This is a genomic window from Pseudonocardia sp. TMWB2A (assembly GCF_017312135.1).
Window position 1 is genome coordinate 2,328,926 of the sequence record NZ_QKQY01000001.1, and the last position, 26,204, is coordinate 2,355,129.

Genomic DNA, 26,204 nt, shown 5'->3' on the forward strand with positions numbered 1-26,204 from the left:
CTTGCCCTCCTTTCCCGTCCTGCTATGCTCGGCGAGCGGGCGGGCAAAGCGATGAAAGGGACGGACAATGTGCGACGAAACCACCGAAGCGGATAATGCCCTCTGGCTACAAAAGCAGGGCATAGGACGGCGCGACCTTGGCAAGGCCGGGGCAGGCGTTGCGGCGCTGGCGCTCGTGCCGGGCTGTGTGAGCAGCGCGACCAACGCGCCCGCGGACGGCAGCCTTGCCGAACGCAGCGTCACCATCCCGACGCCCGATGGCACAGCGGATGCTTTCTTTGTCTATCCCGCCAAGGGCAAGCATCCTGCGATCATACTGTGGCCCGACATTGCGGGCCTGCGCGATGCCTATAAGACGATGGCGCGGCGGCTGGCGCAATCGGGCTATGCGGTGCTGGTGGTCAATCAATATTATCGTTCCGCGCCTGCGCCGATCCTCACCAGCATGGCAGAATGGCGCACCGAGGCGGGGCAGGCCAAGCTTGCGCCGATGATCGCGCAGCTTAATCCGGCAGTGACGACGCGCGATGCCGCCGCCTTTATCACCTGGCTCGACCAGCAGACGGAGGTGGATAAGGCCCGCAAAATCGGCAGCAGCGGCTATTGTATGGGCGGTCCGTTCACTTTCCGCACGGCAGCCGCCAATCCGGCGCGGGTCGGCGCGATTGCCTCCTTTCACGGCGGAGGCTTGGCGACGGATGCGCCGGACAGTCCGCACCGGCTTTTCCCGACTATCAAGGCCGCCGCGCTCATCGCGATTGCGCAAAATGACGATGAAAAAGACCCGGAGGCCAAGACCAAATTGCGCGCCGCCGCCGATGCTGCCGAACGCCCCGCCGAGATTGAAGTCTATCCCGCCCAGCATGGCTGGTGCACAATCGACAGCCCCGTCTATGACGAAGCGCAGGCGGAAAAAGCGTGGGAGCGGATGCTCGACACATGGAAACGCTATCTTTAGGCGACACGCCGCGCAAAAGCAGCTTTGCGCCAATATGTCGCGATGACGCGCGGCTGTTGGTGCTGGGGAGCCTGCCGGGTGAAGCCTCACTCGCGACGGCGCGCTATTATGCCCATCCGCAAAACCAGTTTTGGCGGCTGATGGGTGCGGCCATCGGCGCCCCGCTGGCGGATATGGATTATGAGGCGCGGCTGGCGGCGCTCGTCGAGGCCAAGGTGGCACTATGGGATGTGGTCGCATCGGCCACCCGCAAGGGCAGCCTTGATACCGCGATCCGCAATGTCACCCATAATGCGCTGGCGGATCTGGTCGCGGGCCTGCCGAACCTTCGCCTCATCGCGTTCAACGGCCAGCGCGCCGCCAGCATCGGCACGCGAGCCTTGGGCGCAGACTGTCCGGTCCCGACCCTGACGCTCCCGTCAAGCAGCCCCGCACACACACAGGCGTTCGAGGCGAAAAAGGCCGCGTGGATGGCGTTGCGGGTGGCGCTCTAAAAGTCCTCCCGTTCAGGGGAGGGGATATGTGTTCGCGCCCCGCAAAACCCATCGTCATTGCGAGCGGAGCGAAGCAATCCAGAGCAGTTTTGCGCGACACTGGATTGCCGCGTCGGCTTCGCTTCCTCGCAATGACGGAGGAGGGAGAATTAGCCCCTCACCGCGCCTCATCGTCATAAATGCCGACCTCGCGGACACCCGCCGAGGTCGCGCGGCCGCGATACATGCCCGGCGTGTTGAACGCAAAAATGGCCGATCCGTCGGGCGCGGTGACGATGACGCCGCCATCGCCTTTGATCGCGCCCAGTTCGCCGATCACATGGTCGGCGGCGGCCTGCGCATTTTCGCCAGTGAAGCGCATACGGGCGGCGATTTCATGAGCCGCGCCCAAGCGGATAAACGCCTCCCCTGCCCCCGTCGCCGACACCGCGCAGGCCCGGTCGTCGGCATAGGTGCCTGCGCCGAATACCGGCGAATCGCCGATACGGCCCCAACGCTTGCCGGTCAGCCCGCCGGTCGAGGTTGCGGCCGCGACATGGCCTTCCATATCGAGCGCCACCGCGCCGACCGTCCCATATTTCAAATCAACATCATACCAGCCGGTCTTTTTGGCCTTTAATTCCTCCCATTGGCGCTTGCGTTCAGGCGTGCCGAAATAATCGTTCGGCACCTGCTCCAACCCTTGTTCGCGCGAGAAAATATCCGCGCCTTCGCCCGCGAGCAGCACATGGGGGCTATGCTCCATCACGGCGCGGGCAAGCGTTACAGGGTTGCGCGTGGTGCCGCTGCCGGCGACCGCCCCTGCCGCGCGCGTCGTCCCGTCCATGATCGCAGCATCGAGCGAATGGCTGCCTTCAAATGTATAGACCGCGCCATGCCCGGCATTGAACGTCGGGTCATTTTCGAGCGCAATTACCGCCGCTTCGACCGCATCCATCGCGCTGCCGCCGCTTTCCAGCACCGCAACCCCGGCATCCAATGCCCGCTCCAATCCGGCGCGCGCTTTGGCATCCTGTTCGGGGGTCAGGCCATCGCGGCGCATCGACCCCGCCCCGCCATGAATTGCCAGCGCCCAACGCGGCGTCGCTTGGGGGACCGGAGGGGTGGACATATCGGTCATGACAAAGCTCGTCTAACAGGGAGGAAAGAAACTGCCGGTGCCTTCCGCGCTTCCGTCGCCCAAGTCAAGCTGCTAGGGCAAGCTCCATGCCGACCGCCCCGACCCACGAACATTATAGCGCATCGCTCCCGCACATCGACACATGGGTGTTTGACCTCGATAATACGCTCTATCATCCCAAGCATCGGCTGTTCGACCAGATTGACGCCAAGATGGGCGCGTTCATCGCCGACAAATTCGATTGCGACCTTGTTGAAGCGCGGCGCATCCAGAAGGATTATTTCCACCGCCACGGCACCACGCTTGCGGGGCTCATGCAGGACCATGATGTCGAGCCCGACCATTTCCTCGATTTCGTCCATGATATCATGTTCGACAATCTGGAAGCGGAGCCGGGCCTGCGCGAAGCCTTGGCCGCGCTCCCCGGGCGGCGGCTCATCTTCACCAATGCCGATGCGCCCTATGCGACCCGCGTGCTCGACAGGCTGGGTGTCGCCGATCTTTTCACCGGAATCCATGACATCCGCGCAACCGGCTATGTGCCAAAGCCTGCCGACGCGCCCTATCAAAGCCTTGTCGATGCGTTCGCCATCACGCCTGCCCGCGCGATTTTCTTTGAAGATATGGCGCGCAACCTTGTGCCTGCGCACAAGCTCGGCTTTACCACGGTGTGGGTCGATAATGGCTCGGAAAGCGGCGACCGCGATCATGAGCCCGCTTATGTCGATCATCATATTGACGATCTCGTCCCGTTTCTTCAGGGCGTGGTCGCATCCTTTTCTCCTTCCTCCTAGCCAGACGAAAGCAGCCATTTCATGACCGATCTTCAAGCGACCATCGACACTGCATGGGACAATCGCGACAGCCTCGACCGCAATGATGCGGGGGTGCAAAAAGCGGTCAAAGAGGCGTTGAAAGCCCTCGACAATGGCGAATTGCGCGTGGCCGAACGCGGGAGCGACGGCGATTGGACCGTCAATCAATGGCTCAAAAAAGCGGTGCTTTTGTCCTTCCGTTTGAACGACAATGAAATGATGGGCGACATTGCGAGCCCCGGTCCCTGGTGGGACAAGGTGCCGACCAAATTTACCGGCTGGACCGATGAAGATTTCCGCAGCGCCGGTTTCCGCGCGGTTCCCGGCGCGGTGGTGCGCCAGAGCGCGCATATCGCGAAGGGCGTCGTCCTCATGCCCAGTTTCGTCAATGTCGGCGCTTATGTCGGCGAAGGCACGATGGTCGATACTTGGGCGACGGTCGGAAGCTGCGCGCAGATCGGCAAAAATGTCCATCTGTCGGGCGGCGCGGGCATTGGCGGCGTGCTCGAACCGTTGCAGGCGGGGCCGGTCATCATCGAAGATGGCTGCTTCATCGGCGCGCGCGCGGAAGTCGCCGAAGGGGTGATTGTGCGCGAAGGCGCGGTCTTGTCGATGGGCGTCTATCTCGGCGCTTCGACCAAGATTGTCGACCGTGCGACCGGCGAGGTTTTCATCGCCGAAGTCCCGGCTTATTCGGTCGTCGTCCCCGGCGCACTTCCCGGCAAGCCCTTGCCCGACGGCACCCCCGGCCCGTCGCTTTACTGCGCGGTGATCGTGAAACGGGTCGACGCCCAAACCCGCTCCAAAACCGGCATCAACGAACTGCTGCGCGACTGAACCGGCCAACTGCCGCGCCCCATCAATCCACCCGCTTGGCCCTCCGTCCGGCACCCTCTTATGTGCCCGGACGGGAGGCGAAGGGAAAATGGCAGATTTCTGCCAAAACCATCTTCCCATCTTCACAAAGTCCGGCCTTAAAGTCACATAGAGTCGCACTATCGGGGAGTCGCACTATCGAGGAGTCGCACTATTGCGCAAGCTGTGGAACCTGCAGACAATATCAATACCCTCATCCTCACCACAATCGAAATTGCCGCGATCCTGCTACCCCATAGCGATGTAGGACAGTCGATAATTAATATTGTCTATAATTAAATATTTGTCCCCGAAATTAAGCGGGGAACCGGCTCGCTTTAACGCTCCTTGGTCGCGTTGAATTTGAGGTCCGGATTCTTCTCTTGCTGATAGCCGACATCCCAAGCCGATTTGGCCATAAACACCGGATTACCGTCGCGATCTTTGGCGAGGTTGGCTTTGTTGATGTCGGTGAAGGCTTTCATCGCCGCATCGGGGCCGCTCAACCAGCGCGCGGTGTCGAAGGGTGAAGGTTCGAGCATCGCTTCGACCTTATATTCGGCCTCCAGCCGTGAAATCAGCACATCAAGCTGCAACTGACCGACCACACCGATAATCGATTGCGCGCCGATTTCGGGGTAGAAAACCTGGATTACGCCCTCTTCGCTAAGGTCATCGAGAGCCTTGCGGAGCTGCTTGGTCTTGGTCGGGTCTTTGAGCGCCACGCGGCGCAAAATTTCCGGTGCAAAATTGGGGAGGCCGGTGACGCGCACGCCCAATTTCTCCGCCAGCGTATCGCCGACGCGCAAGGTTCCATGGTTGGGGATGCCGATAATATCGCCGGGAAAGGCTTCATCGGCGAGTTCGCGGTCCTGCGCGAAAAACAGGATGGGCGAATGGACCGCAATCGGCTTGCCGCTGCCCGACGGGGTCAGTTTCATGCCGCGTTTGAACTTGCCTGAACACAGCCGCATGAACGCGATGCGGTCGCGGTGCATCGGGTCCATATTGGCCTGAACCTTGAAGATGAAGCCGGTGACGGCGCTGTCGGTCGGCTCAATCGGTGCCGGTTCTGCGGGTTGCGGGCGCGGCGGCGGGGCGTAAGCTGCAACCGCGTCGATAAGCTCGGTCACGCCGAATTGCTTCAAGGCAGACCCGAAATAAACCGGCGTCAAATCGCCATGACGATAGGCTTCCAAATCAAATTCGGGATAGCCGACGCCGATCAGTTCCACTTCCTCGCGGAATTGGGCGAGGCCTTGGGCGGAGACCAATGCTTCGAGCTTCGGATCATCGACGCCCGAAAGCTGTGTGACCTTGCCTTCAAACGCCTTGCTGTCGCCGCTCGGCTGCATCAACTGGTTGGTGGCAAAATCGTAAATGCCTTCAAACACGCCGCCCATGCCGATAGGCCAGCTCATCGGCGTGACATCGAGCGCGAGCATGTCGGCCACTTCATCGAGCAGTTCGAACGGGTCACGGCCTTCGCGGTCGACCTTGTTGACGAAGGTGAAGATGGGGACCGAGCGCAGGCGGCAGACTTCGAATAATTTGCGGGTTTGCGCCTCGATGCCCTTGGCCGCGTCAATCACCATGATGGCCGAATCGACCGCGGTGAGCGTGCGATAGGTATCTTCGGAAAAATCCTCGTGCCCCGGCGTATCGAGCAGGTTGAAGGTGATGGTAGAGCCATCCTTGTCCGGCCGTTCGAACGTCATGACCGACGAGGTCACCGAAATGCCGCGCTGCTGTTCGATCTTCATCCAGTCGGAGCGCGCGCGCCGGTTCGCCCCGCGCGCTTTGACCTCGCCTGCTAAATGGATCGCGCCGCCTTCGAGCAGCAGCTTTTCGGTGAGCGTGGTCTTGCCCGCGTCAGGGTGGGAAATGATCGCAAAGGTGCGGCGGGACGGGATTTTCATCACAAGGCTTTCAATAATAACACTACGTCATTCCCGACTTGATCGGGAATCCATCTCCTGAGCTGTCATATGTGCCGAAGGGTCCGGAGATGGATCCCCCTTTACAGGGGGATGACGAGAATGAAAGGGGGAAGCGCGGAAGGAGGGGCAGGAGCGGCGCGAGAACAGGCGGGCCGGAAGCGGCTGGCCAAGCGGTGCGGCCTGCGCTAATCGCTACCTTCATGAAACTCACCGATGATATGGCGCTTGCCGCACGCCTTGCCGATGCAGCGGGCGCGGCGATCCGCCCCTTTTTCCGCGCCCCTTTCGACCATGAAGCCAAGGGCGATGCGTCGCCCGTCACCGAAGCCGACCGTGCGGCGGAACTTGCGATGCGCGATATTCTTGCCAAGGAACGGCCCGATGATGGCATAATCGGCGAAGAATTCGGCACCGAGCGTGGGCAAGCCAAGCGTATCTGGGTGCTCGACCCGATTGACGGCACGACCAGCTTCATGGCGGGTAAGCCGACCTTCGGCACGCTCATTGCGCTGCTCGTCGATGGCTGGCCGGTGCTGGGTGTGATCGACCAGCCTACAAATCGCGAACGCTGGGTCGGGGCGGCAGGGCATGGCACGACCTTTAACGGTCAGCCCGTCCGCGCCCGCACCGCCCGGGCGCTCGACGAGATGAGCCTCGCCACCACCGGCCCCCAATATTTCAGCGAGCATGAAGGCGAACATTTTATGGGTCTTGCCGCCAAGACTGCGCACAAGCGCATGATTTTCGGCGGGGATTGCTATAATTATGGCCTGCTCGCGTCGGGCTTTATCGACCTTGTGGTCGAAGCAGGATTGCAACTGCACGACTTTGCAGCACTCGTCCCCATAGTCGAAGGCGCAGGCGGGATGATGTGCGATTGGAATGGCGAGCCTTTGGACGCCGATTCCAAGGGCGACGTTATCGCTTGCGGCGACCCTGCGCGGATTGACGATGTGCTGGAGGCATTGGCCTGCCATCATTGATGGCACGTCCTACCCTTCTGCACAAAAAGCGCATCATCGCTGCATAAAGGCCGGACAGGCGCGGGTCTATAGACGTTCCGCCCGTCCACGCCTTGCGAAAGCCCGCCTATGAAACTGTCCTTCCGCCCCGGCTATGCGCTTGCGGCACTCGTGCTTTTCCTCGTCGAAGTGGCGATTGCGCTATGGGTCAAGGACCGTTTCATCCGCCCTTATGGCGGGGATGTGCTGGTAACCATCCTTGTCTATCTGGCCTTGCGCGCTGTGACGGATTTACGCGTCATGCCCGCAGCCTTTGTGGCGCTCGCCATCTCGTTCATGGTCGAGTGTGCGCAAGCCCTCGACCTTGTTGCGCGCCTTGGTCTGGGCCATAATGTCCCCGCACGGACAATTTTCGGCACCGCCTTTGCGGTGGAGGATTTACTGGCTTATACGGCAGGCGCTGTGCTGGTGTTGCTGGTCGAAAAACTACGTTCTCAGGCGTGAACCCTAATGCTCTCAGGCGTGAACCCTAATGCCCTCAGGCGTGAACCCTAATGCCCTCAGGCGTGAACCCTAATGCCCTCAGGCGTGAACCCTAATGCCCTTAGGCGTGAACCCCAACGTCCTCAGGCGTGAACCCCAACGCCCTCAGGCGTGAACCAACGTCCCCGCACCGGAATCGGTGAAGATTTCCAGCAGCATCGCGTGCGGCACGCGGCCATCCAATATGACCGCCGCATCGACGCCCTGTTCGACCGCATGGACACAGGTTTCGAGCTTGGGGATCATGCCGCCGGTGACGGTGCCATCGGCTTGCAAACCTTGGATGTCGGCGGGGGTGAGGTCGGTGAGCAGGCGTTTTTCCTTGTCCAGCACGCCCGCAACATCGGTCAGCAGGAACAGGCGCGAGGCCCCCAATGCGGCGGCAATCGCCCCCGCCATCGTGTCGGCATTGACATTATAGGTATGGCCGTCCGCGCCGATGCCGACGGGGGCGACCACGGGGATGATGCCATCGCCCGACAGCGAATCGAGGATGCGCCGGTCCACCGCGACCGGTTCCCCGACAAAGCCCAGATCGACATTGCGCTCTATGCCGCTATCCGGATTGGGCGCGCGCTTGCCGCCGATTTTTTCGCACAGGACAAGATTGCCATCCTTGCCCGAAATGCCGACCGCGCGGCCGCCTGCGGCGCCAATCCAGCCGACAATTTCCTTGTTGATAGAGCCCGCCAGCACCATTTCGGCGATTTTGGCGGTTTCGGCATCGGTGACGCGCAGCCCGCCGATAAACTGGCTTTCGACGCCCAGTTTTTTGAGCATCGCGCCGATTTGCGGGCCGCCGCCATGCACCACCACGACATTGATGCCGATCGCTTTCAACAGCACCACATCTTCGGCAAAATCGCGCGCGGCTTCGGGGTCGCCCATCGCATGGCCGCCATATTTGACCACAAAAGTCCGCCCCGCATAACGCTGGATATAAGGGAGCGCCTCGGTCAGCGTTTCCGCTTTGGCGAGCATGGCGGGGTCGGGGGCGTGGCCAGTCGCGTAGGACATCATTGCGCCCCTCCGGCGGCTGGCCCGGTAACAGGATAGTGCGCATCAAGCTTGCGGCCGAGCGCGATGGCGCCGGAAATGAGGAAGGGCACAAGGATGATCGACAGCACTACCTTCGCCAGCATCTGCCCCATGAGCAGGTTGGCAATCGGGAACACTCCGTAAAAGCTGATCGTGATGAACAGCAATGTATCGACGATTTGCGACAGGATGGACGCGACCGCCCCGCGCACGGCGACCAGCTTGCCTTCGCCCGTTTTCCCGCGCAGCGCGTTAAAAATGGTGACGTTGAGCAATTGCGAAATCCCATAAGCGATCAGCCCTGCGAGCATTAGCCGCGGGCTTTGGCCAAGGATCATATTGAACGCGGCGAGCCGTTCAGCCTCCATTTTGTCCGCAGCCGGAAGCGCCAGCACCAGCCCGATAATCGCCATCGACAGAATCAGCGGGACAAAGCCCCATAACACCATGCGGTTGGCGGTGGCGCGGCCATAAAGCTCGCTGGTCGCGCTCGACAGCACGACGAGCAGGAGGAAAGAGAAAATCCCCGCTTCGACCGCAAGCGGGCCAAGCGCGACCTGCTTATTGCCGATAACCCCGCCCAATATGCACATGCCGCCATAGATAAGCGCAAACATGAACAGGCCCGGACGCGCTAGGGCCGATGCAGGCGCAGACGCCAAAGAGGCGGGCGTGACGCCTGCTTCATGATGGATGTGATCGGCGGACGCTGCGGCGGCAGCAGTATAACGGTCTGTCATCCTCCGGCGCTTATCGCCTTTTGCGCCCAAGGGAAAGAGGGGAGGGCGGGGCGCCGCCAACATATTGAAACCTAAACGGCATCGCGCGCGGACAGGCCGGGTGCGAGGGGTGCCGTGCATCCCCGCACCCTTCGGCCCTTCCTGTTTTCGCCGCGAAAAACCGTTGTTATTGCGCCATTCAGGCTTGCATCGTTACGGTAAATTGTTACGGACAGTGACCCCCAACCCTCCCTCGAACCAATTTGGAGAAGTTTTGATGACGTCGATGTTGCGCGCCCGGTTTTTGGCCCCCCTTGCAGTTGCGGGCCTTGCGCTGGGTGCCTGTGCGCAGGAAGCCCCTGCCCCTGAAGCCCCCAAAAAAGATGTAGCGGTCAAGGCTCCCGAAGCCGAAGCCCCCGCGCCGCAGCGCGAAATTGCAAGCCATGTTGGCGAATATCCTTCGACCGGCGTCAAGGGTGCAGACGCGCCCAAGGATAAGGATGCGCTGGCGGCGGGCAAGGCCGCAAGCGACAGCTTCATGGGCAATAGCAAAGTGGTTGCCGCGATGTTCAAACTCGCGCTTCCGGCGGCGGCGCGCGGCGCTGTCACCGCCCCTTCGACCGAAGTGCCGGTGTTCAAAGCGGGCAATATGATTGTCGCGCATGGCTGCACCCCGCATAATTGCGGCGCGAAAAACTGGACGCTTGCCGTGTCGGAAGATGGCGGCAAAGCCATCGTCTGCACGTTCGAAGCCAAGGAAGGCCAGACCAGCGGCACCGCCATCTGGTATAATGGCAAAGACCCCGTCGCCAAGCGCGCCGAAGGCTGCCCGCAAGACGCAAGCCAATATTCGGCGCAGGCTGCATAAGCGGCGCGGCTGTCCGCAAGGGCGGCTGACGGATATTGTGTATATTTATTGAAGGACACCGGAAGGCCATGCGCTTTCCGGTGTTTTTTTGTAGAAGATGCGTCTTATCCGCCTAACCCTCGTCATTCCCGCGAAAGCGGGAATCCATCTCCTGACTTGGAAATTGGAGCAGCGCATATAGGTTGCGCAAACCGCACGGCCCGCAGATGGATTCCCGGTCAAGCCGGGAATGACGATTATTTTAAGTCATTTCCCGCGCGACTTCCCGCACCCCTTACCGCACCCCCCTCCCCCACACCCCCTGTGGCAAAATGCGCGCACCTTTTGGGCTGCATCACCACAGTTTACCCGGCAAATATTCCCTTGGCTGTCAAAGCGTGTATAGCTTTGACGCTTATACCAAACTCCGGGGGAGCTGGACCTACGTGCCGCAATTTCTCATCAGCCTTTTCGGCATCCTTATCATTTTGGGCATTGCCTATGCCTGTTCGTCGAACCGCCGCTGGATCCGCCCGCGTGTCGTAGGGGCGGCTTTTGCGTTGCAGGCGGGGATTGCGCTGCTCGTGTTCCGCACAAGCTGGGGGCAAGGGGTGATCGGTGCGATGTCGCGCGGCGTGTCGAACCTGCTCGGCTATGCCAAGGCGGGGACGGATTTCATCTTCGGCCCGGTCGCAGCGCCCGAAATTGGCGGTAATAGTTTCGCGATTGCCGCGCTCCCCGTCATCATCTTCTTCGCCTCGCTCATTTCGGTGCTTTATTATCTGGGCATCATGCAGCTTATCATCAAATGGGTCGGCGGCGCGATCCAGAAAATCACCGGCATCACCAAGGTCGAAAGTCTGGGCGCGGCGGCCAATATTTTCGTCGGCCAGTCGGAAAGCCCGCTGGTTATCCGCCCTTATCTGGCAGGCCTCACCCCGCCGCAGCTTTTCACCATCATGGCGGTCGGCATGGCGGGGGTCGCGGGCACCATCCTTGGCGCTTATGCGAGCATGATCGGCGAACATTTGCTCCCTTATCTGCTCGCGGCGAGCTTCATGTCCGCGCCCGGCGGTATCCTCATGGCCAAGATCATGATGCCCGACGATCCCAAGGATATCGGCGTCGAACCGGTCGTGCTGGCCGATGCAAGCCATGACGAAGAAAAGCCCGCCAACATCATCATGGCCGCCGCCCAAGGCGCGCAAACCGGCGTCAAGCTGGCGGTCGCGGTCGGCGCGATGGTGCTGGCCTTTGTCGCGCTGGTCGCGCTCGCCAACGGCATATTGGGCGGGATTGGCGGCTGGTTCGGTTATCCCGATTTAAGCTTCCAGATGCTGCTCGGCTATATTTTCAAACCGATCATGGCGCTTATCGGCGTGCCTTGGGCGGAAGCCGGGCAAGCGGGCGGCCTGTTCGGCACAAAGATTGTCCTCAATGAATTTGTCGCCTTTATCGACCTTGGCAAAGCGAGCGGCAGCCTGTCGCCGATCACCATCGCGATTGTGACCTTTGCGCTGTGCGGTTTTGCGAACTTTTCCTCGATTGCGATCCAGATGGCGGTGACGGGCAATCTTGCGCCCAACCAGCGTCCGATGATTGCCAAGCTGGGCCTCAAAGCCTTGCTCGCGGGCAGCCTTGCCAATCTCATGTCGGCAACGCTGGCGGGCCTGCTCATTCCGACGAGCGCGCTGCCGCATCCGGCGCAAGCCCCGACGGCAGAGGCGGCAGCCCCTGCGCCGGCCTCCACGCCTGCAGCCGAAGCCGACACCGCGCCTGCCGCAGACGCGCCTGCGCCGGAAGCCGTTAAGGCCGACGCTCCGGCCAAGGCGGCAGAGCCTCAAAAACAAGCGGTCGAAACGGCGCAACCGCAAAAGCCATAATGTCCGGATCATAATGGTAGCAAAAGGCAGTTGGTGGCGGGGGGCTATGGCGGCGCGGCCAGCCCTGCGCCACGCGCGGCTGCATCTTTCCGCCCTTTGCCTGCCCGCTTTATGTCTGCCCGCCTTAACCCTCACCGCCTGCGCCAGTCATCCCGCCTTGGCCCCGCTGCCGCAAGCGCCCGTGCGCGCCGCCTCCATCGAAACCGCGCCCGATGGCAGCCGCACCACCACCGTGTCGGTCCTCATCTATAATGTCGCAGGACTGCCCGCCCCGCGCGGCAAGAATCGCGGGGTCGCGATGGACCATATCGCCGATCAACTCGCCGCGATGAAGCGCGCCGGGACCGCGCCCGATATTGTCATGCTGCAAGAAGCGTTCATTGCCAAGGCGGGCAAGATCGGCGCGCGGGCCGGCTATGCCAATGGCGTGCGCGGGCCGCTGCGCACCGACCGCGCGATGGATTTGGGCCTTGCGCCGATGGTCAAGGATTTCAAGAACGACCGCCGTATCGTCAAAGGCGAACGTATCGGCAAGCTGACCAGCAGCGGCCTTTATATCTTCACCGATTTTGGCATTGAAAGCGTGATGCAAACGCCGTTCGGGGGCAATAGCTGTGCAGGCTTTGATTGCCTTGCCAATAAGGGCGTGATGCTCGCGCGCATTTCCATCCCCGGCGTGCCGGAGCCGCTGCAATTGTTCAACACGCACCTTAATGCGCGCGGGGCCGCCAAAGTGCCGCTGGAGCGCACCAATCAGGCCTATGAACGGCAGATTGTCGAAACCGGCCTGTTCCTGAAGCGCGCCTATGACCCGGCGCTGCCCTTCCTCTATGGCGGCGATTTCAACACGCGCCATTCGGATTTCCGCTATGGCGCCAAGGTCGAAACCATGCCGGGCGCGGATGTGCGCCATTATTGCGCGATCAAGCCGAACAGTTGCGAAGTCATCCCCTCATGGGACGGCGATGCTCCCTGGATGGACACACAGGATATTCAAGGCTTTGCCAGCGGCGCGCGCGTGAAAGTCACGCCGGTCCGGATTGATGCGTTGTTCGATGAACCATGGAAAAAAGGCGAACCGCCGTCCGACCATGACGGTTTTTTGGTGACGTATCGCTTGCAGTGGTAACGAACTACCCCCTCCCGCAAGCAGGAGGGGGTGTATGTTCAGCCGAACAATTTCGCCGCGACTTCGGCGACGCGGCGGCCTTGGTAGCGGGCGCCTTCCAGTTCGATTTCGCTCGGTTGGCGGCTGCCATCGGCATTGGCAATGGTGGTCGCGCCATAGGGGGCGCCGCCGACGATCTGGCTATTGTCCATCTGGCCTGCATAGCCATAATCGAGGCCGACAATGGTGCAGCCGAAATGCAGCAAATTGGTGATGATCGAAAAGAGCGTGGTTTCCTGACCGCCATGTTGCGTGGCGGACGAGGTGAAGGCCGCGCCAACCTTGCCGTTTAGCGCGCCGCGCGCCCACAGGCCACCGGCTTGGTCAAGGAAGGCGGCCATTTGCGACGACATACGGCCAAAGCGGGTGCCGGTGCCGATGATGATCGCATCATAATTTTCGAGCTCGGCAATGGTCGCAACCGGCGCGGCCTGATCGAGCTTGAAATAGGCGCCCTTGGCAATCTCTTCGGGCACGGTTTCGGGGACACGCTTGATGTCGACGGTTGCGCCCGCATCGCGCGCGCCCGATGCCACGGCTTCGGCCATTTGCTCGATATGGCCGTAGGAAGAATAATAGAGGACGAGGACTTTTGCCATGTAATGGTTCCTTTTATGGCGTTGGGAGAAAAATAGGAGGTTGGAGTAGAGCGCGGTTCAGCCCGCGACGACATCTCCATAATCGGGATGGCGCGCATACCAGCTTGCCATGAACGGACATTTGAGGACGAGTTTGAGGCCTTGCGCGCGGGCGTCATCAAAGGCCGCACGCGCAAGTTTGGACGCGATACCCTGACCGCCAAATTCTTGCGGCACTTCGGTATGGGTCAGCACGCGATGGCCATTATCGTCCATCTTGTAATAAGCCGCTGCAATGGCGTCGACGCCGGGGAGCGTCACTTCAAAGCGGTGCGCGGCTTCATTATGGACCACTTCGGGCGGAATAGTTTCGGTCATAAGATCATCTCCGGTCAATCCGGTGGAGGGTGCCGGTGCCCCGGACAGGGCTTGGGGAGAGAGAGGCGTCCGGGGCACCAACCTAGGGATGCGATAATGCGTCATTTTGATGAAGGCTTGATGTCAGTTCCTGTTTCAGAGCCGCGTTTCAGGCCCGGCTTCAGGCCGCGACCGCGCCGAAGCGGCCCGCGTTAAAGTCATCAATCGCCTGACGGATTTCGCGTTCCGTGTTCATGACGAACGGGCCGTGGCCGAATACCGGCTCATCAATCGGTTCACCCGACAGGACGAGCAGCATCGCCGCACCATTGGCCTTGATCGTAACGCCTGCGCCTTCGACGCTGAACCGCCCGATTTCGGCTTCCCCCAGACTTTCCATCGCACCATCTTCGATGACACTGACATGGCCCGACAGCACAGCGACCATTGCATTATGGCCGTCGGGCAGGTCCAGCGTGACCTCGGCATCGGCCTCCAACCGCATATCCCACATATTGATGGGGGTGAAGGTTGTGGCAGGGCCTTGGGTGCCCTCGAACGCGCCCGCAATTACGCGCACGCTGCCGCCATCAAAGGTCACAGCCGGAATATCATCCGTCGTGATCGCCTGATATTTGGCTGGACTCATCTTGTCCTTGGCGGGCAAGTTCACCCACAATTGCACCATGCGGAACGGTCCACCGGTTTTGGAAAAAGCCGGAGAGTGGAATTCTTCATGGATGATGCCACCAGCCGCCGTCATCCATTGCACATCGCCCGTGCCAATGGTGCCGCCGCCGCCGCTGGAATCGCGGTGGCTGACCTCGCCATCATAGACGATCGTGACGGTTTCAAAGCCGCGATGCGGGTGCTGGCCGACGCCGCGCGGGGCGCTTGCGGCTTCGACATTGGGGTCGAAAAAATGCGGCCCGGCATAATCGAACAGCAGGAACGGGCTGAGCGCCGCTGCATCGCGATGATAGCTGAACAGCGAGCGCACGGGAAACCCGTCGCCGACCCAATGGCCTTCGGTGCCGCCATAAATTTTAACAAGCTTTTTCATTGCTCTATCTTTCAAGGATGGCGTTGGGAACAAGGCCGCCATCTGCCCTTTGAAGATGCGCCGGAAAACCGGCACGCCCTCTTTTCATTTGGTATGCACGATATTATGTGTACATAAGATATTCATGCAAGTACGGTCCTAAAGGATACTGTGGATGTAGACCCGGAAGCACAAGCGCAGGGCTTTCGCTTTTTACAAAGAAAAGAAGCGGTTCGCCGCAGGATGAACGAGATGAAAATGACGACCCACCCCAGCAAATGCGCCGCCGAAGCTGCGCTATCTTTCCTTTCGGGCAAATGGCGTCCGATGATTATCTTCTGGCTGATGCAAGGCACGCGCCGCTTCAACCAGTTACAGCGCGACCTTGGCGGGGTGACCCACCGGACCCTGTCCAAAACGCTCAAGGAAATGGAAGCGGACGGGCTGGTTGCGCGCCATGATTATGGCGAAATCCCGCCGCGCGTCGATTATGCGCTGACCCCCAAAGGCCGCAGCCTCGCGCCCGTATTGGAAGCGATGCACGCCTGGGCGGACGCGCATCTGATCGAATGAAGGCGCGCGCCGTCCGCGCCCTCCTTTTCACACGCCCCTTTTAACCCCCGCGCTTGTCCGCCTATATCCAGCCCCTATATCTACCCTATGTCCGGCTTTCCAATGGGCGGTCCGCCCGATGCAGCATATTTCGAAACCCTCGCGCAACAGGCGGTCGCGGCGCTTCCCGACCTGTTCCGTAGCCGGTTGGGCGATGTCGTGTTCCGCGTTGAAGATTTCGCCGATGCCGACACGCTGCGCAAACTCGATATTGACAGCCCCTGGCATTTGAGCGGGCTTTATACCGGGCGGCCCTTAACCGAAGAATCGGTGTGGGAAACCGGCATGATGCCCGCAACCATCCATCTTTACCGCCAGCCCATCCTCGCCGAAGCGCGCCAGCGCGCTATCCCGCTCGCGACCCTTATCAGCCATGTGGTGGTCCATGAAGTCGCGCATCATTTCGGTTATTCCGACGAGGAAATCCACGCGATTGAAGATAGTGTGCGGGACTGATCCCGCTATCCGTCTCCCGCTATTCATCATTGAGCGCGTTGATCGCCGCCAGCACCCGTGCTTCGGCCTCTTCGCGCGGCAGGCCCGGAGGGATGGTTTCCCCGACCTTATAGGTGATGATGCCCGCTTTTTTGATAAAGCTGCGGCGCGGCGACAAGCGCCCGCTGTCAATCGCGACCGGAATGACCGGCACGTTCAAAATCTTGTAGAGCCCGGCAAAGCCTGCCTGCAACGGGGCGCTGGTGCCATGCGGCACGCGCGTGCCTTCGGGGAACAGGCAGATCGGCCGTCCCGCCGCCAAAGCCGCGCGCGCCGACGTCATGAGCGCGCGCATCGCCTTCGCCCCCGCCTCACGCTCGACCGGGATCATCCCCTGCATTTCGGCGACCTTGCCCCACAGCGGAATGTCGAACAATTCCTTCTTGGCAATCACTGCAGGGCGGTGGAACAGCACAAGTTGCTCGATGGTTTCAAACGCCGATTCATGCTTGAAGCAATAAAGATACGGCCCGTCCGGCATATTACCGATGATGCGGATTTTCTGGCCCAACAGGATATGGCAACAAATGCGGTGGAACTGCCCCCAACTGCGCGCCAGCCGTTTCAGCATTTCACGCGAAAAGGGCGAGGCGAGCAAGGCTGCGACCACAAAAAACAGCGAACCGATATAGAATATCGGCGTGAACAGGATCGAGCGCAACAGGGCCACGAACCGCGCCATTATGCGCCCACCAATGCGCCCAGTCGCCGCAGCAGATATTTATGATATTCCATCCAGAGCTGCCACAAGGAAGGCTGGGTGCGTACAGCGTCGGTATAAAAGACGATAGTGTCGGGGAGCGCCCGCTCGATTTCGAATGCCGCGCGGTTCATGTGCCAGTCCGATGTCACAAGGCGCAGCGATTTATAGTTGCGTCGCTCCATCCAGCGCGCGACTTCGAGCGCATTGGAGCGCGTATCGACCGCTTCGAAACCGAGCGCGATGCAACATTCAAACCATTTTTCCGAACCCGGATAGCGCGCGGCAAGGTCTTGCGCCTTGACCGTCCGGCCGACGCCCGAAATCAGCATACGCTGCGCCTGGCCCTGTTCCAATAATAGGAGGCCGCGGTCAATGCGCCCCGGCCCGCCGGTCACAACCACTACGGCATCGGTCTTTTGCGCACCCAAAGGCTGCGGCAATAACAAGGCAAACCCGGCAAAACCGAGCAGCCAGAGAATCAGCAGCAGCGAGATCAGACGGCGAATCATAGCGATTGTGTCTATAACGACAATTTACCCATAAACTATCGCCAACATGACACCAGCATGACGGGGACGTGACGAACAGCGGCAATCGCCTTGGCAAGCCCCCGCGCAACTGCCTCGCCTGAAAGGCTTAAAGGATGCGTTTCAACGCGCGTGTAATCGTGTAACGCGCGGTCACGCTCGCCAATAATACCAATGCGAGCGGGATGAGCGGCAGGAGCAGCCAGCGCCAGCCAAGCGCCGCATCGGCGAGCAAGGCTGCGCCCAGACTTTGGAACTGGCTCGACAACAGGAACAGTATCGCGACCGCCGCCGCAAATCCTGCGACACTGCCGAACAGCGCATCGAGCGCAATGCGGCGCTGGAACAGGCGCGCAATCTGCGTATCGGTCGCGCCGATCAGATGCAGCACTTCGATGGTCGCATGGTGGATGTTAAGCGCGCTGCGGGCGGTCAGCATGACAATCGCGCTCGCGGCAAAGCCGAGCAACAGCACCAAGGCGGCGGCAATCCACGCAAAGGAGCGGATGATGCCCGACACCGGACCAAGCCAGCTTGCGTGCGGTTCGATCCGTGCGTGCGGCGCAACCGGCAGCACGGCGGCGCGCAGCCGGTCGAGCGCGGCAGGCGAAGCGTCTCTGGCCAGATCCACATCAATCAGCGCGGGCATGGGGAGGCCCAAGGCTTCGGCATCCTTGCCCAGCCATTCTTCCATCGTTGCGGCAATTTCAGCATCATCGACCGGCTGGACGCGCGTCACTTGCGGGGTGGCGCCAAGCCGCTGCGCAATGGCGCGCACTTGCTGGCTGCGGCGTTCGACATTCGCGTCGAGAATCTGGATGGTGACGCGCCCCGCTATCGCATGGCCGATAGAGCCGGCCGCCCGGGTGAGCGACAGGCCCGCCGCTGCGGCCAGCACGGTAAGGAAAATCATGATCGCAATGACCCAAGGCATCGGCCCGGACATGCGTCCTTCAGGGAGCAGCGCCTTTTCATGCGGGCTACCGGCGACCAGCGCGATCATAAGCTGCTCCCCAGAGCAGGCCCGCGCGCGCTGTCCGCCTTGGGCGGATAGCGTAGCGCACCGGTCGGATCGGCAAGCTTACCCTTGTCGAGCCGCATCATCTGCGCGCCCGGCACACGGCTCATCAAATGCACATCATGGGTCGCGACAATGATGGTGGTGCCAAGCTTGTTGAGCGCTTCAAACAGGCTGAGCAGGCGCAGCGCCATGTCGGGATCGACGTTACCGGTCGGCTCGTCGGCGACCAGCATTTCGGGGCGCCCGATGACCGCGCGGGCAATCGCCACCCGCTGTTGCTCGCCGCCGGACAAAGTCGGCGGGCGCGCATCGATCCGGTCGGCCAGCCCGACCCAGTGGAGCATTTCGGTGACGGGCGTGAGCAAATCCTTCTCGCGCACCCCGGCGACGCGCAAGGGCAGCGCGACATTATCGAACACGCTCAAATGCGGCACCAGCCGGAAATCCTGGAATACGACGCCGATGCGCCGCCTGAAGCCCGGCAAACGTTCGCGGGGCATGGTGACGGCATCCTCGCCGAACAGCCGGATAAGCCCGCGGCTCGGTCGCTGGGCCAGATAGAGTAATTTGAGGAGCGAGGTCTTGCCCGCGCCCGACGCGCCGGTGAGGAAATAAAAACCGCCCGGTTGCAAGGTGAAGCTTAAATCGGACAGCGTTTCCGCGCCGGTGCCATAACGCAGGCCAACATTGTCGAACTGGACCATGCCCGCATTGGCTTCGCGCGCCAGTCCCGCGTCCGCGCCGCGCGGTTTCAACGCAAAGCGCCGCCGCTCGCGAAAAGCGTCGGGAGCATCCGGGCTGGCGCTGCTGACCATATCGTCATCCATATATTGCGTCCTGTGCCTCAAACCGCCCGACATTGCACGGATTTTTGTGGCCGATGATGACGTCATGACAGCAGCGCGAGGATTTGGCCAATCCTGTTGTGCTGCCAATGCTTTTCGGCGGCTTGCTTGCGCTCTTGCCTCTTTCCGCAAGAGATGTTTAGAGAAGTGCATGATCTTGTCCTGCCCCGCCTGCAACACCCGCTATGTCGTGCCCGACACCGCTGTCGGTCCCAAGGGCCGTTCGGTGCGCTGCGCCAATTGCCGCCATAGCTGGTTCCAGCCGGGCGTCGGACAGGAGGACGGCGCGGACGATACGGCTCCGGTGGCGCCGCCCGCTGCGGCACCTACCCCTATTCCTTCGGCCCCTGTCCCTTCGGCCCCGCGCCCGATCACCGCGCCTGCTGCTCAAGCCAGTGCTGCACAGGCGCACCCTGCGCCCGCGCCGCGTGCCAATGTAATCGAGCGTGCGTCTGTCCCGCCGCCAGCGCCCCAGCCTGCGCCGCAACCATCGGTGCCGCCGCCCGCGCAGCCGCCTTCGCCGCCGCCGGGGATGCAATCGCCGTTAGAGCGCGGGCATATGCCGTCGCCGCTTTCCAATAGCGCCAATAATGACGCGCCGCGCCAGCGCGAAGGCTTTGTGCCGCTGGAACGTGAACGGACGGGCGGACAGGATGTAGCCCCAGAAGCCGCACCCCAATCCCAAGCCGCGCCCGCCGCGCCGACGGAACCGGCACCCGTCGCGACTCCTGTCGCGGCTCCCGTCTCAGGCCCCATCATCGCGCCGGTGCCAGCGCATGACCCCGAAACCGATGATGGCTGGGGCAGCTATACGCGCGAGCCTACGCCTTTTTCCGACGATCCGCCGCCGTCCATGCGTCTGCCCGCCGACGAGGAGGTGCAAGGCTTTGAACCCTATCGCGCGCGGCGTAATCCGGCGCGTGTCTGGACGATTGCCGCCATTGTTGCGGCGCTCTTACTGTCGGGCGTTGCCGCCTCGCTCCTTTATTGGGGCCTGCCGCGCTGGGCGAGTGGCTTGTCGCAAGCGCCTGCCGAACCCGATCTGGTGATCGAGCTGGCGAAAACGCAGGACCATCGCGAACTGCCCGACGGCACCATCTATTTTGCCGCGAGCGGGACCATCGTCAATCCGACCGACCGCGAACAAAGCGTGCCGCCGATGCTCGCCGAACTGCGCGATGCGGGCGGGCGGGTCGTCTATAGCTGGGTTATCAAGCCGCCGGTGCGCAAGCTTGCGCCGGGCGAAAAGGCGAATTTCAACGAAGCCAAGATTGATATTCCCGACGCCGCACAGGAATTGACCATCGGCTGGGCCTTGGGCGGAAGCTGAAAAAGCGCGCAAATCCGGTCCATATCGGTCGCGCTGAGGGTCGTCAAAAAAGCGTCAAAGAATCTCGCGCCCTGCCCTTGCATAGCGCGGCACTCGGTGCTAATCGCGCTCGCCTACCAACTGGCCGGGGCTGATGTCCGGGGCAGTTTTTATATCAGTGCGGTCGTGGCGGAATTGGTAGACGCGCAACGTTGAGGTCGTTGTGGGCGAAAGCCCGTGGAAGTTCGAGTCTTCTCGACCGCACCATTTTCCTGATTTTCATAAATAGACCAGCGGTCCGCTATGGACATGTCTGCGCCGTGCGTGGACGGATCTCGCGGACTATAGGGCCGTGGAACAGCCTCTCAGCCGCAATATTCTAAACGGCCGGTCGTCCCCAAAGCAAAATGCCCCGGCCTATACAGACCGGGGCACCCGTGCGACCCGAAGGTTTCCCTTTCGGACATTTACATTAATAGCAGAAAACCGCGCTTAGTTCACGTCACTTTGTGTAACGGGAACGATGCGGATTTCGACGCGGCGGTTGCACTGGCGGTCCGCTGCGGTCGCTTCCGGCACGCATTTCAGGCGGGTTTCACCAAAGCCGGTGGTCGCGATACGCGCGCGGTTCACGCCTTGCGACGACAAATAGCTCATCACCGAATTGGCGCGGTTTTGCGACAAGGTCATGTTGAGCGCGTCGCTGCCGGTCGAATCGGTGTGGCCGTAAATGTCGATATAGGTGCTGGGATACTGGTTCAGCGTGCGCGCAACATTGTTGAGCGTCATCTGGAATTCCGGCTTGATGTCCCAGCGCGAGGTGTCGAACGTCACATCGCCGGGCATATTGAGGATGAGGTCATTGCCCTCTTGGCTCACATCGATGCCCGACCCTGCGGTCTGTTCTTCAAGCTGCTTTTTCTGGCGGTCCATATAGGTGCCCACCGCACCGCCCGCGACCGCGCCAATGCCCGCACCCAAAATCTTTTCGGTGCGATCGCGCTTGCCGCCGATCAGGTCGCCTGCAAAATAGCCGGCCACAGCGCCGATAACGCCGCCGACTGCGCCCTTGGTCGATACTGTCTGTTTTCCGGTGTTGGGGTCGGTAACACAGCCCGCTACGGTGAGCGAAGCGACCATAGCTGCCCCAATCAGCATTTTCCCTTTGCGTGTCATAAGAATGTCCTTCCTGATTATTAACTACTATTATTATCGGCACGACTACACCGCCGCACTAACGCGCTTGTGACGTCAAGGTTCCTCTAGTTTCGTGACAGGCGCGTGAACAACAAGTGAGCAGAATGTTGTGGTTTCTTCAGAAACTGCGCTAAGAAGCTTTATCATCTCCGGCACGTTTTCGGGCCTTTTGCCGGGAGGCCCTCTTTTCGGGTAAAGGATACCAAAAGCTTTTGGAACGCGCGACGACAGAGCGAGCCGCCTTTCAGGAAGGCGAAGACGAGGACAGTAGCGAGGGGCATCGACCCCGAATGTGTAAGGATTCCAGCGCATGAGCGCCGCGTCCCTGAGCCTTGCTTTGGCCCCCGCGCTCGCCCCCGCCCTTACCCCCTTTCCATGGATGGATGTTGCCATCATCGTCGGACTGGTCGCGCTGAACGGCCTGTTTGCCATGTCCGAACTGGCGATTGTTTCGGCCCGCCGCCCGCGCTTGCAGGCGCTCGAACGGGCCGGAAAAAAGGGCGCAGCGGTCGCCATCCGGCTGTCCGATAATCCGGGTAAATTCTTGTCAACCGTGCAGATCGGCATCACGCTGATCGGGATTTTGGCGGGCGCTTATTCGGGCGCGAGCCTTGGCGGGCCTGTCGCCAAGCGGCTGGAACTTTATATGGGGCTGGACCCCCAGACCGCCCAGACCGCCGGTTTCACCATCGTGATTGTGCTGACCACCTATATCTCGCTCATCATCGGCGAGTTGGTCCCAAAGCAGATTGCGCTGCGTTCGCCCGAACCGATTGCCGCATTAATGGCCACCCCGATGCTGTGGCTGTCCAAGCTGACTGGTCCCTTTGTGTGGCTGCTCGACGGCAGCAGCGCGCTGGTGTTCCGCTTGCTCCGCATGAACCGCGAATCGGAAAATCATGTGACGGCGGAAGAATTGCATCTGGTCGTTGCCGAAGCGACCAAATCGGGCGTGATCGACGATAGCGAGCGCCAGATTATCACCGGCGTGGTGCGGCTCGCCGACCGGCCGGTGCGCGAGGTGATGACGCCGCGCACCGATGTCGACTGGATCGATGCCGATAACGATGTGCAGGACATTCGCGCCGCGCTGTCCGAAACGCCGCACACCCGCATCCCGGTGACCGAAGGCTCGATCGACAAGGTGATCGGTGTGGTGCAATCGCGCGACGTTGCCGCTGCGCTGTTCCGCGGCGAAAAGCTTGATGTGCGCACGCTGATGCGCAAGGCCGAAGTCGTGCCCGACCAGATCGAGGCGATGGACGCGCTCAACCGCCTGCGCCATGCCGAAGTGCCGATGCTGCTCGTCCATGACGAATATGGCCATTTTGAAGGCATCGTCACGCCCGCCGATCTCTTGTCGGCGATTGCGGGCGAATTTGCCTCCGATCAGGATATCGGCACCGAACCAAATGTGGTCGAGCGGGAGGATGGCAGCTACCTCATATCGGGCTCAATGTCGGCAGATGCGCTGGCCGACCGGCTGGGCCTCGAACTGGATGACGAGCGCGATTATGCGACCGCGGCGGGCCATGCGCTCTATGTCCTCAAACATTTGCCGCAAGTCGGCGAAATATTTGAAGATCAGGGCTGGCGTTTCGAAGTGGTCGATATGGACGGCCGCAAGATAGACAAGCTGCTGGTATCGTCGATCCGGTGATGTGCGGAACCCGTGAAGGGCACCACATTATATAGCCTTCGGTCATTATATGCTGTTCCGTCATTATATAGTCCTTGCCGTCATTGCGAGGAACGCAGTGACGAAGCAATCCAGAGCGGCCCTGCGCGGCTCTGGATTGCCGCGCGCCTTGCGGCGCTCGCAATGACGATTTGATGGAGCGCAAGGACGTTTCGATGAGGCAAACCCCGCCCGCAAAAAAGGACGGCCCTAACTCCTCCCCAAAAAGGGGAGGTGGCATTTGCGCAGCAAATGACGGAGGGGTGTCAGGCTATCGAGAGCGCGACACCCCTCCGTCACGCGCTATCGCGCGCGCCACCTCCCCTTTTGAGGGGAGGATTTGGGACATTTTGCACCGATATTCCCCATTTGTATCCCTCGCTCGACATCAGCGAGACGGGCTAGACATCAGCGACACAGGTTAAACTTCAACGACGCGGGCTAGATTTCAGCCCGCAAAAAAGGGCGGGGGCATTGCTGCTCCCGCCCTGTCGTGTCCCGCAAGGGGTGCGGGTAGCTTGTGGGTCTATTTTTTGATCTCGCTGCCGACTTCGCCATATTTTTTGGCAAATCCGGCAAGGTCGCCTTTGGCGAGATAGGCCGCCTGATCGACCCAATTGTCGCGCGTGATGCGGCCTGCGAAGATGCCGAGATATTGGTCGACTTCGGCGACATCGGCTTTCGACCAGGCCGCGATCTGTGCAAAGCGGGTGATGCCGATGCTGACCAACAGGCTGTTCAGCTTAGGGCCGACGCCCTTGATCAGCTCCAACTGGTCCGCAGCAGCGGACCCCGCGCCCGCAACCTTGGGCCGCCCGTCCTGCGCCATAACGGCTCCGAGGGCAGCCACAGCAGGTGCTTTTTTGGCCGGGGCTGCTTTAGGTTTGGTGTCGGTTTTGGGTGCAGCCTTGGGCTTCACTTCCGCCTTGGGTGCAGCTTTGGCCGCCGGTTTCGCTACGGTTTTAGCTGGGGTTTTAGCCGACGCCTTTGCCGGTGCTTTGGCCGCGGCCTTCGCCGCAGGAGCCGCCTTAACCGCCGCTGTTTTGACCGGAGCCTTAACTACTGCCTTAACTACTGCCTTAACGGGCGCTTTGGCTGCAGGCTTGTCCGCTTTCTTGGCCGGAGCCGCTTTGGCAGGTGTAGCCTTGGTCGGGGCAAGCTTTACCGGTTCCGCTTTTTTCGCAACCGGCGCAGCGGTTTTCGCCGCTGTTTTGACGGCCGCCTTTTGAGGCGCTTTTGCAACCGGCTTGGGCGCCGCTTCCTTGGGCTTGGCCGCCACCTTGGGCGCGGCTTTTACCGCAGCGGTTTTGACCGGTTTGGCTGCAGCCGCTTTATCCGCCACCGCTGCCGGTTTAGGCGCGGGCGGCGCTGGTTCAGGCGGGGTTGGCGGGGGCGCTGGCGGCGCAGGTTCCGCCGCGCTGCTCTTCGCGACCGCGGCTGCGGCCAATCCCGCCGCGCCTGCTGCCGCAGCACCCGCGACCTTGACGCCAGTATCAAAGCCCGGCGCATCCTTGAAATTCATCGGGCGCGCGGCGGTGATTTCCGGTTTTTTGGGCTCCAAGGGCTTGGGCGGTTCGGCCTTGGCCTGCGGCTCGAAATCGAGCGCATCGCTATCGTCCCGGTCACCCGGACAATCGACGCACCAGATCCAGTACGCCGTGCTGACCCCGATCAACAACGCGATCAGGCAGAGCCACCAATAGTCCGTCATCCAAAGGCTTAAGTCATCCATTGCGGATACCCCTCATCCAGTCCCCGCCTATATTCAGGCGTTTTTGCGGTTGCGCCAGAATAGCCAGCCGATGGCAACACCGACCAGAAACGAAAGCAAGAGCGCGCATAGAGCCGTCCAGAACATCGCAACCTCTCCTTATTGACCTGTTGCCGCAGTTGGCGCTGCGGTCGCGGCGTCCGGTGCAGCGGCATCCGCTCCCACCGCGCGCACAGCAAATTCGATGCGGCGGTTGGCGACATTGGCCGCTTCCGCTTCGCCCGGCTGGGCAGGTTTTGTCTCGCCATAGCCTTTAGGCGCCAAGCGGCTGGTCGGCACATTTTTGGCGACCAGCGCCTGCACCACCGCATTGGCGCGCTGTTCGGAAAGCGTCATATTGGCCGCTTCATCACCGACCAGATCGGTGTGGCCCGCCACTTCGATGACGGTCCCCGCACAGGGCGCGAGCGCGGTTGCGAGCGCGTCGATAAGCGGCACAGAATCGGCCTTGATCGTCGCGGTGCCGCTGTCGAACTGGATGGTTTGCCCCTTGATGACGCCGTCCACTTGCGTCTGGCAACTGGCGACCTGTTCGGCGGTCGCAGGCGTTTCGGCGGGCGTAGCGGGGAGCGTTGCTACCTCCGGCGCATTGCTTTCAAGGGCCGGTTGCCCGCCCTGCGCGCCGCCATAAGCGTCGGTCAGATAATAGCCGATGCCCGCCAATGCGACGGTCGCACCAGCGCCGATCAGAAATCGAAACGGTCCACAGCCCATGCGACCCTCTCCC

General features: G+C 61.3%; 27 protein-coding genes, 1 tRNA gene and 1 pseudogene. 15 read left to right on the forward strand and 14 right to left on the reverse strand.

The annotated features are described in order from the left end of the window. Nucleotides 1-67 precede the first annotated feature (67 nt). Together DMP17_RS10780 and DMP17_RS10785 are read left to right on the forward strand one after the other, a co-directional pair. On the forward strand, nt 68-958 hold the full coding sequence (locus tag DMP17_RS10780; protein ID WP_337829085.1) for a dienelactone hydrolase family protein: 891 nt from the start codon (nt 68-70) through the stop codon (nt 956-958). Further along, entirely contained in the window at nt 940-1,452 is a 513-nt protein-coding gene (locus DMP17_RS10785; protein ID WP_337829086.1) for a DNA-deoxyinosine glycosylase, read from the forward strand. Before DMP17_RS10780 ends, DMP17_RS10785 begins: the two co-directional genes overlap by 19 nt. 157 nt (nt 1,453-1,609) lie before the next feature. Here the strand turns inward: DMP17_RS10785 and DMP17_RS10790 are convergent, their stop codons facing one another. Then, nucleotides 1,610-2,572, reverse strand: coding sequence for an isoaspartyl peptidase/L-asparaginase family protein (locus tag DMP17_RS10790; protein WP_337829087.1), 963 nt, complete (start codon nt 2,570-2,572; stop codon nt 1,610-1,612). An 86-nt stretch (nt 2,573-2,658) separates the two neighbouring features. On the opposite strand from DMP17_RS10790, the gene DMP17_RS10795 reads away from it, so the two are divergent. Together DMP17_RS10795 and dapD are read left to right on the forward strand one after the other, a co-directional pair. Next, the gene (locus DMP17_RS10795) at nt 2,659-3,366 is read left to right on the forward strand and encodes a pyrimidine 5'-nucleotidase (protein WP_337829088.1); all 708 of its coding nucleotides are present in this window, start codon (nt 2,659-2,661) and stop codon (nt 3,364-3,366) included. 21 nt (nt 3,367-3,387) lie between these two features. Then, the gene (gene dapD / locus DMP17_RS10800) at nt 3,388-4,224 is read left to right on the forward strand and encodes a 2,3,4,5-tetrahydropyridine-2,6-dicarboxylate N-succinyltransferase (RefSeq protein ID WP_337829089.1); all 837 of its coding nucleotides are present in this window, start codon (nt 3,388-3,390) and stop codon (nt 4,222-4,224) included. Nucleotides 4,225-4,580: 356 nt separating this feature from the next. Here dapD and DMP17_RS10805 read toward each other — a convergent pair whose 3' ends face one another. Continuing rightward, the gene (locus DMP17_RS10805; protein WP_337829779.1) at nt 4,581-6,161 is read right to left on the reverse strand and encodes a peptide chain release factor 3; all 1,581 of its coding nucleotides are present in this window, start codon (nt 6,159-6,161) and stop codon (nt 4,581-4,583) included. 221 nt (nt 6,162-6,382) lie between these two features. Here DMP17_RS10805 and hisN point away from each other — a divergent pair, with 221 nt between their 5' ends. Continuing rightward, nucleotides 6,383-7,165, forward strand: coding sequence for a histidinol-phosphatase (gene hisN, locus DMP17_RS10810; protein WP_337829090.1), 783 nt, complete (start codon nt 6,383-6,385; stop codon nt 7,163-7,165). Between the two features lie 108 nt (nt 7,166-7,273). Further along, a complete protein-coding gene (locus tag DMP17_RS10815; protein ID WP_337829091.1) occupies nt 7,274-7,648 on the forward strand; it encodes a ribosomal maturation YjgA family protein in 375 nt (124 codons plus the stop codon). Between the two features lie 144 nt (nt 7,649-7,792). On the opposite strand, the gene argB is transcribed toward DMP17_RS10815, so the two are convergent. Both argB and DMP17_RS10825 read right to left on the reverse strand, forming a co-directional pair. Beyond that, a complete protein-coding gene (gene argB, locus DMP17_RS10820) occupies nt 7,793-8,704 on the reverse strand; it encodes an acetylglutamate kinase (RefSeq protein WP_337829092.1) in 912 nt (303 codons plus the stop codon). Then, complete coding sequence (locus DMP17_RS10825) at nt 8,704-9,465, reverse strand: queuosine precursor transporter (RefSeq protein WP_337829093.1); 762 nt, start codon at nt 9,463-9,465, stop codon at nt 8,704-8,706. The genes argB and DMP17_RS10825 overlap by 1 nt, the downstream gene beginning before the upstream one ends. 256 nt (nt 9,466-9,721) lie before the next feature. Between DMP17_RS10825 and DMP17_RS10830 the strand changes: the two genes are divergently transcribed. The 3 genes from DMP17_RS10830 to DMP17_RS10840 all read left to right on the forward strand — a co-directional run bounded on the left by DMP17_RS10830 (nt 9,722) and on the right by DMP17_RS10840 (nt 13,303). Next, nucleotides 9,722-10,312, forward strand: coding sequence for a hypothetical protein (locus DMP17_RS10830; protein WP_337829094.1), 591 nt, complete (start codon nt 9,722-9,724; stop codon nt 10,310-10,312). Nucleotides 10,313-10,689: 377 nt separating this feature from the next. Further along, nucleotides 10,690-12,174 carry a NupC/NupG family nucleoside CNT transporter gene (locus DMP17_RS10835; RefSeq protein WP_337829095.1) on the forward strand — a complete coding sequence of 495 codons (1,485 nt, stop codon included), beginning with the start codon at nt 10,690-10,692 and terminating at the stop codon, nt 12,172-12,174. A gap of 46 nt (nt 12,175-12,220) precedes the next feature. Continuing rightward, on the forward strand, nt 12,221-13,303 hold the full coding sequence (locus DMP17_RS10840) for a hypothetical protein (RefSeq protein ID WP_337829096.1): 1,083 nt from the start codon (nt 12,221-12,223) through the stop codon (nt 13,301-13,303). A gap of 38 nt (nt 13,304-13,341) precedes the next feature. On the opposite strand, the gene wrbA is transcribed toward DMP17_RS10840, so the two are convergent. The 3 genes from wrbA to DMP17_RS10855 form a co-directional block, all read right to left on the reverse strand. Then, nucleotides 13,342-13,941: an NAD(P)H:quinone oxidoreductase gene (gene wrbA, locus DMP17_RS10845; protein WP_337829097.1), complete on the reverse strand. Its 600-nt coding sequence runs from the start codon at nt 13,939-13,941 to the stop codon at nt 13,342-13,344. Nucleotides 13,942-13,998: 57 nt separating this feature from the next. Beyond that, nucleotides 13,999-14,298, reverse strand: coding sequence for a GNAT family N-acetyltransferase (locus DMP17_RS10850; protein ID WP_337829098.1), 300 nt, complete (start codon nt 14,296-14,298; stop codon nt 13,999-14,001). A 160-nt stretch (nt 14,299-14,458) separates the two neighbouring features. Then, nucleotides 14,459-15,340 carry a pirin family protein gene (locus DMP17_RS10855; RefSeq protein WP_337829099.1) on the reverse strand — a complete coding sequence of 294 codons (882 nt, stop codon included), beginning with the start codon at nt 15,338-15,340 and terminating at the stop codon, nt 14,459-14,461. Nucleotides 15,341-15,571: 231 nt separating this feature from the next. Here DMP17_RS10855 and DMP17_RS10860 point away from each other — a divergent pair, with 231 nt between their 5' ends. Both DMP17_RS10860 and DMP17_RS10865 read left to right on the forward strand, forming a co-directional pair. Further along, nucleotides 15,572-15,892 carry a winged helix-turn-helix transcriptional regulator gene (locus DMP17_RS10860; protein ID WP_337829100.1) on the forward strand — a complete coding sequence of 107 codons (321 nt, stop codon included), beginning with the start codon at nt 15,572-15,574 and terminating at the stop codon, nt 15,890-15,892. Nucleotides 15,893-15,979: 87 nt separating this feature from the next. Continuing rightward, complete coding sequence (locus DMP17_RS10865; protein WP_337829101.1) at nt 15,980-16,387, forward strand: metallopeptidase family protein; 408 nt, start codon at nt 15,980-15,982, stop codon at nt 16,385-16,387. 19 nt (nt 16,388-16,406) lie between these two features. Here DMP17_RS10865 and DMP17_RS10870 read toward each other — a convergent pair whose 3' ends face one another. The 4 genes from DMP17_RS10870 to ftsE form a co-directional block, all read right to left on the reverse strand. Then, nucleotides 16,407-17,108 (reverse strand): lysophospholipid acyltransferase family protein, encoded by a 702-nt coding sequence (locus DMP17_RS10870; RefSeq protein WP_337829102.1) that lies wholly within the window; start codon nt 17,106-17,108, stop codon nt 16,407-16,409. Next, complete coding sequence (locus DMP17_RS10875) at nt 17,108-17,638, reverse strand: YdcF family protein (protein WP_337829103.1); 531 nt, start codon at nt 17,636-17,638, stop codon at nt 17,108-17,110. Before DMP17_RS10875 ends, DMP17_RS10870 begins: the two co-directional genes overlap by 1 nt. 127 nt (nt 17,639-17,765) lie before the next feature. Next, on the reverse strand, nt 17,766-18,659 hold the full coding sequence (locus tag DMP17_RS10880) for a cell division protein FtsX (protein WP_337829104.1): 894 nt from the start codon (nt 18,657-18,659) through the stop codon (nt 17,766-17,768). Further along, the gene (gene ftsE, locus DMP17_RS10885) at nt 18,656-19,699 is read right to left on the reverse strand and encodes a cell division ATP-binding protein FtsE (protein ID WP_443217880.1); all 1,044 of its coding nucleotides are present in this window, start codon (nt 19,697-19,699) and stop codon (nt 18,656-18,658) included. The genes DMP17_RS10880 and ftsE overlap by 4 nt, the downstream gene beginning before the upstream one ends. Between ftsE and DMP17_RS46375 the strand changes: the two are divergent. The 3 genes and pseudogenes from DMP17_RS46375 to DMP17_RS10895 form a co-directional block, all read left to right on the forward strand. Continuing rightward, nucleotides 19,674-19,730, forward strand: a pseudogene (locus tag DMP17_RS46375) (MJ0042-type zinc finger domain-containing protein); the annotation flags it as partial. The gene ftsE and the pseudogene DMP17_RS46375 sit on opposite strands and share 26 nt — an antisense overlap. Nucleotides 19,731-20,081: 351 nt before the next feature. Continuing rightward, nucleotides 20,082-20,852, forward strand: a complete 771-nt coding sequence (locus DMP17_RS10890) for a hypothetical protein (RefSeq protein WP_337829106.1) — start codon at nt 20,082-20,084, stop codon at nt 20,850-20,852. A 159-nt stretch (nt 20,853-21,011) separates the two neighbouring features. Beyond that, nucleotides 21,012-21,098, forward strand: a tRNA-Leu gene (locus DMP17_RS10895). 225 nt (nt 21,099-21,323) lie between these two features. Here DMP17_RS10895 and DMP17_RS10900 read toward each other — a convergent pair. Beyond that, complete coding sequence (locus DMP17_RS10900; RefSeq protein WP_337829107.1) at nt 21,324-22,007, reverse strand: OmpA family protein; 684 nt, start codon at nt 22,005-22,007, stop codon at nt 21,324-21,326. Between the two features lie 331 nt (nt 22,008-22,338). Here DMP17_RS10900 and DMP17_RS10905 point away from each other — a divergent pair, with 331 nt between their 5' ends. Further along, nucleotides 22,339-23,688, forward strand: a complete 1,350-nt coding sequence (locus DMP17_RS10905; RefSeq protein ID WP_337829108.1) for a hemolysin family protein — start codon at nt 22,339-22,341, stop codon at nt 23,686-23,688. Nucleotides 23,689-24,232: 544 nt separating this feature from the next. Here DMP17_RS10905 and DMP17_RS10910 read toward each other — a convergent pair. Together DMP17_RS10910 and DMP17_RS10915 are read right to left on the reverse strand one after the other, a co-directional pair. Beyond that, nucleotides 24,233-25,438: a hypothetical protein gene (locus DMP17_RS10910; protein WP_337829109.1), complete on the reverse strand. Its 1,206-nt coding sequence runs from the start codon at nt 25,436-25,438 to the stop codon at nt 24,233-24,235. Nucleotides 25,439-25,576: 138 nt separating this feature from the next. Beyond that, the gene (locus DMP17_RS10915) at nt 25,577-26,191 is read right to left on the reverse strand and encodes an OmpA family protein (RefSeq protein ID WP_337829110.1); all 615 of its coding nucleotides are present in this window, start codon (nt 26,189-26,191) and stop codon (nt 25,577-25,579) included. Nucleotides 26,192-26,204: the final 13 nt, after the last annotated feature.

Excerpts from the sequence above, each read along its gene's own strand:
- dapD (WP_337829089.1), top strand. The coding sequence starts at position 3,388 with ATGACCGATCTTCAAGCGACCATCGACACTGCATGGGACAATCGCGAC.
- DMP17_RS10805 (WP_337829779.1), bottom strand. The coding sequence starts at position 6,161 with ATGAAAATCCCGTCCCGCCGCACCTTTGCGATCATTTCCCACCCTGAC.
- DMP17_RS10870 (WP_337829102.1), bottom strand. The coding sequence starts at position 17,108 with ATGGCGCGGTTCGTGGCCCTGTTGCGCTCGATCCTGTTCACGCCGATA.
- DMP17_RS10865 (WP_337829101.1), top strand. The coding sequence starts at position 15,980 with ATGTCCGGCTTTCCAATGGGCGGTCCGCCCGATGCAGCATATTTCGAA.
- wrbA (WP_337829097.1), bottom strand. The coding sequence starts at position 13,941 with ATGGCAAAAGTCCTCGTCCTCTATTATTCTTCCTACGGCCATATCGAG.
- DMP17_RS10910 (WP_337829109.1), bottom strand. The coding sequence starts at position 25,438 with ATGGATGACTTAAGCCTTTGGATGACGGACTATTGGTGGCTCTGCCTG.
- DMP17_RS10815 (WP_337829091.1), top strand. The coding sequence starts at position 7,274 with ATGAAACTGTCCTTCCGCCCCGGCTATGCGCTTGCGGCACTCGTGCTT.
- DMP17_RS10830 (WP_337829094.1), top strand. The coding sequence starts at position 9,722 with ATGACGTCGATGTTGCGCGCCCGGTTTTTGGCCCCCCTTGCAGTTGCG.
- DMP17_RS10795 (WP_337829088.1), top strand. The coding sequence starts at position 2,659 with ATGCCGACCGCCCCGACCCACGAACATTATAGCGCATCGCTCCCGCAC.
- DMP17_RS10890 (WP_337829106.1), top strand. The coding sequence starts at position 20,082 with ATGCCGTCGCCGCTTTCCAATAGCGCCAATAATGACGCGCCGCGCCAG.
- DMP17_RS10780 (WP_337829085.1), top strand. The coding sequence starts at position 68 with ATGTGCGACGAAACCACCGAAGCGGATAATGCCCTCTGGCTACAAAAG.
- DMP17_RS10875 (WP_337829103.1), bottom strand. The coding sequence starts at position 17,638 with ATGATTCGCCGTCTGATCTCGCTGCTGCTGATTCTCTGGCTGCTCGGT.
- DMP17_RS10915 (WP_337829110.1), bottom strand. The coding sequence starts at position 26,191 with ATGGGCTGTGGACCGTTTCGATTTCTGATCGGCGCTGGTGCGACCGTC.
- DMP17_RS10860 (WP_337829100.1), top strand. The coding sequence starts at position 15,572 with ATGAAAATGACGACCCACCCCAGCAAATGCGCCGCCGAAGCTGCGCTA.
- DMP17_RS10905 (WP_337829108.1), top strand. The coding sequence starts at position 22,339 with ATGAGCGCCGCGTCCCTGAGCCTTGCTTTGGCCCCCGCGCTCGCCCCC.
- DMP17_RS10785 (WP_337829086.1), top strand. The coding sequence starts at position 940 with ATGGAAACGCTATCTTTAGGCGACACGCCGCGCAAAAGCAGCTTTGCG.
- DMP17_RS10790 (WP_337829087.1), bottom strand. The coding sequence starts at position 2,572 with ATGACCGATATGTCCACCCCTCCGGTCCCCCAAGCGACGCCGCGTTGG.
- DMP17_RS10850 (WP_337829098.1), bottom strand. The coding sequence starts at position 14,298 with ATGACCGAAACTATTCCGCCCGAAGTGGTCCATAATGAAGCCGCGCAC.
- hisN (WP_337829090.1), top strand. The coding sequence starts at position 6,383 with ATGAAACTCACCGATGATATGGCGCTTGCCGCACGCCTTGCCGATGCA.
- argB (WP_337829092.1), bottom strand. The coding sequence starts at position 8,704 with ATGTCCTACGCGACTGGCCACGCCCCCGACCCCGCCATGCTCGCCAAA.
- DMP17_RS10880 (WP_337829104.1), bottom strand. The coding sequence starts at position 18,659 with ATGATCGCGCTGGTCGCCGGTAGCCCGCATGAAAAGGCGCTGCTCCCT.
- DMP17_RS10825 (WP_337829093.1), bottom strand. The coding sequence starts at position 9,465 with ATGACAGACCGTTATACTGCTGCCGCCGCAGCGTCCGCCGATCACATC.
- DMP17_RS10855 (WP_337829099.1), bottom strand. The coding sequence starts at position 15,340 with ATGAAAAAGCTTGTTAAAATTTATGGCGGCACCGAAGGCCATTGGGTC.
- DMP17_RS10840 (WP_337829096.1), top strand. The coding sequence starts at position 12,221 with ATGGCGGCGCGGCCAGCCCTGCGCCACGCGCGGCTGCATCTTTCCGCC.
- DMP17_RS10900 (WP_337829107.1), bottom strand. The coding sequence starts at position 22,007 with ATGACACGCAAAGGGAAAATGCTGATTGGGGCAGCTATGGTCGCTTCG.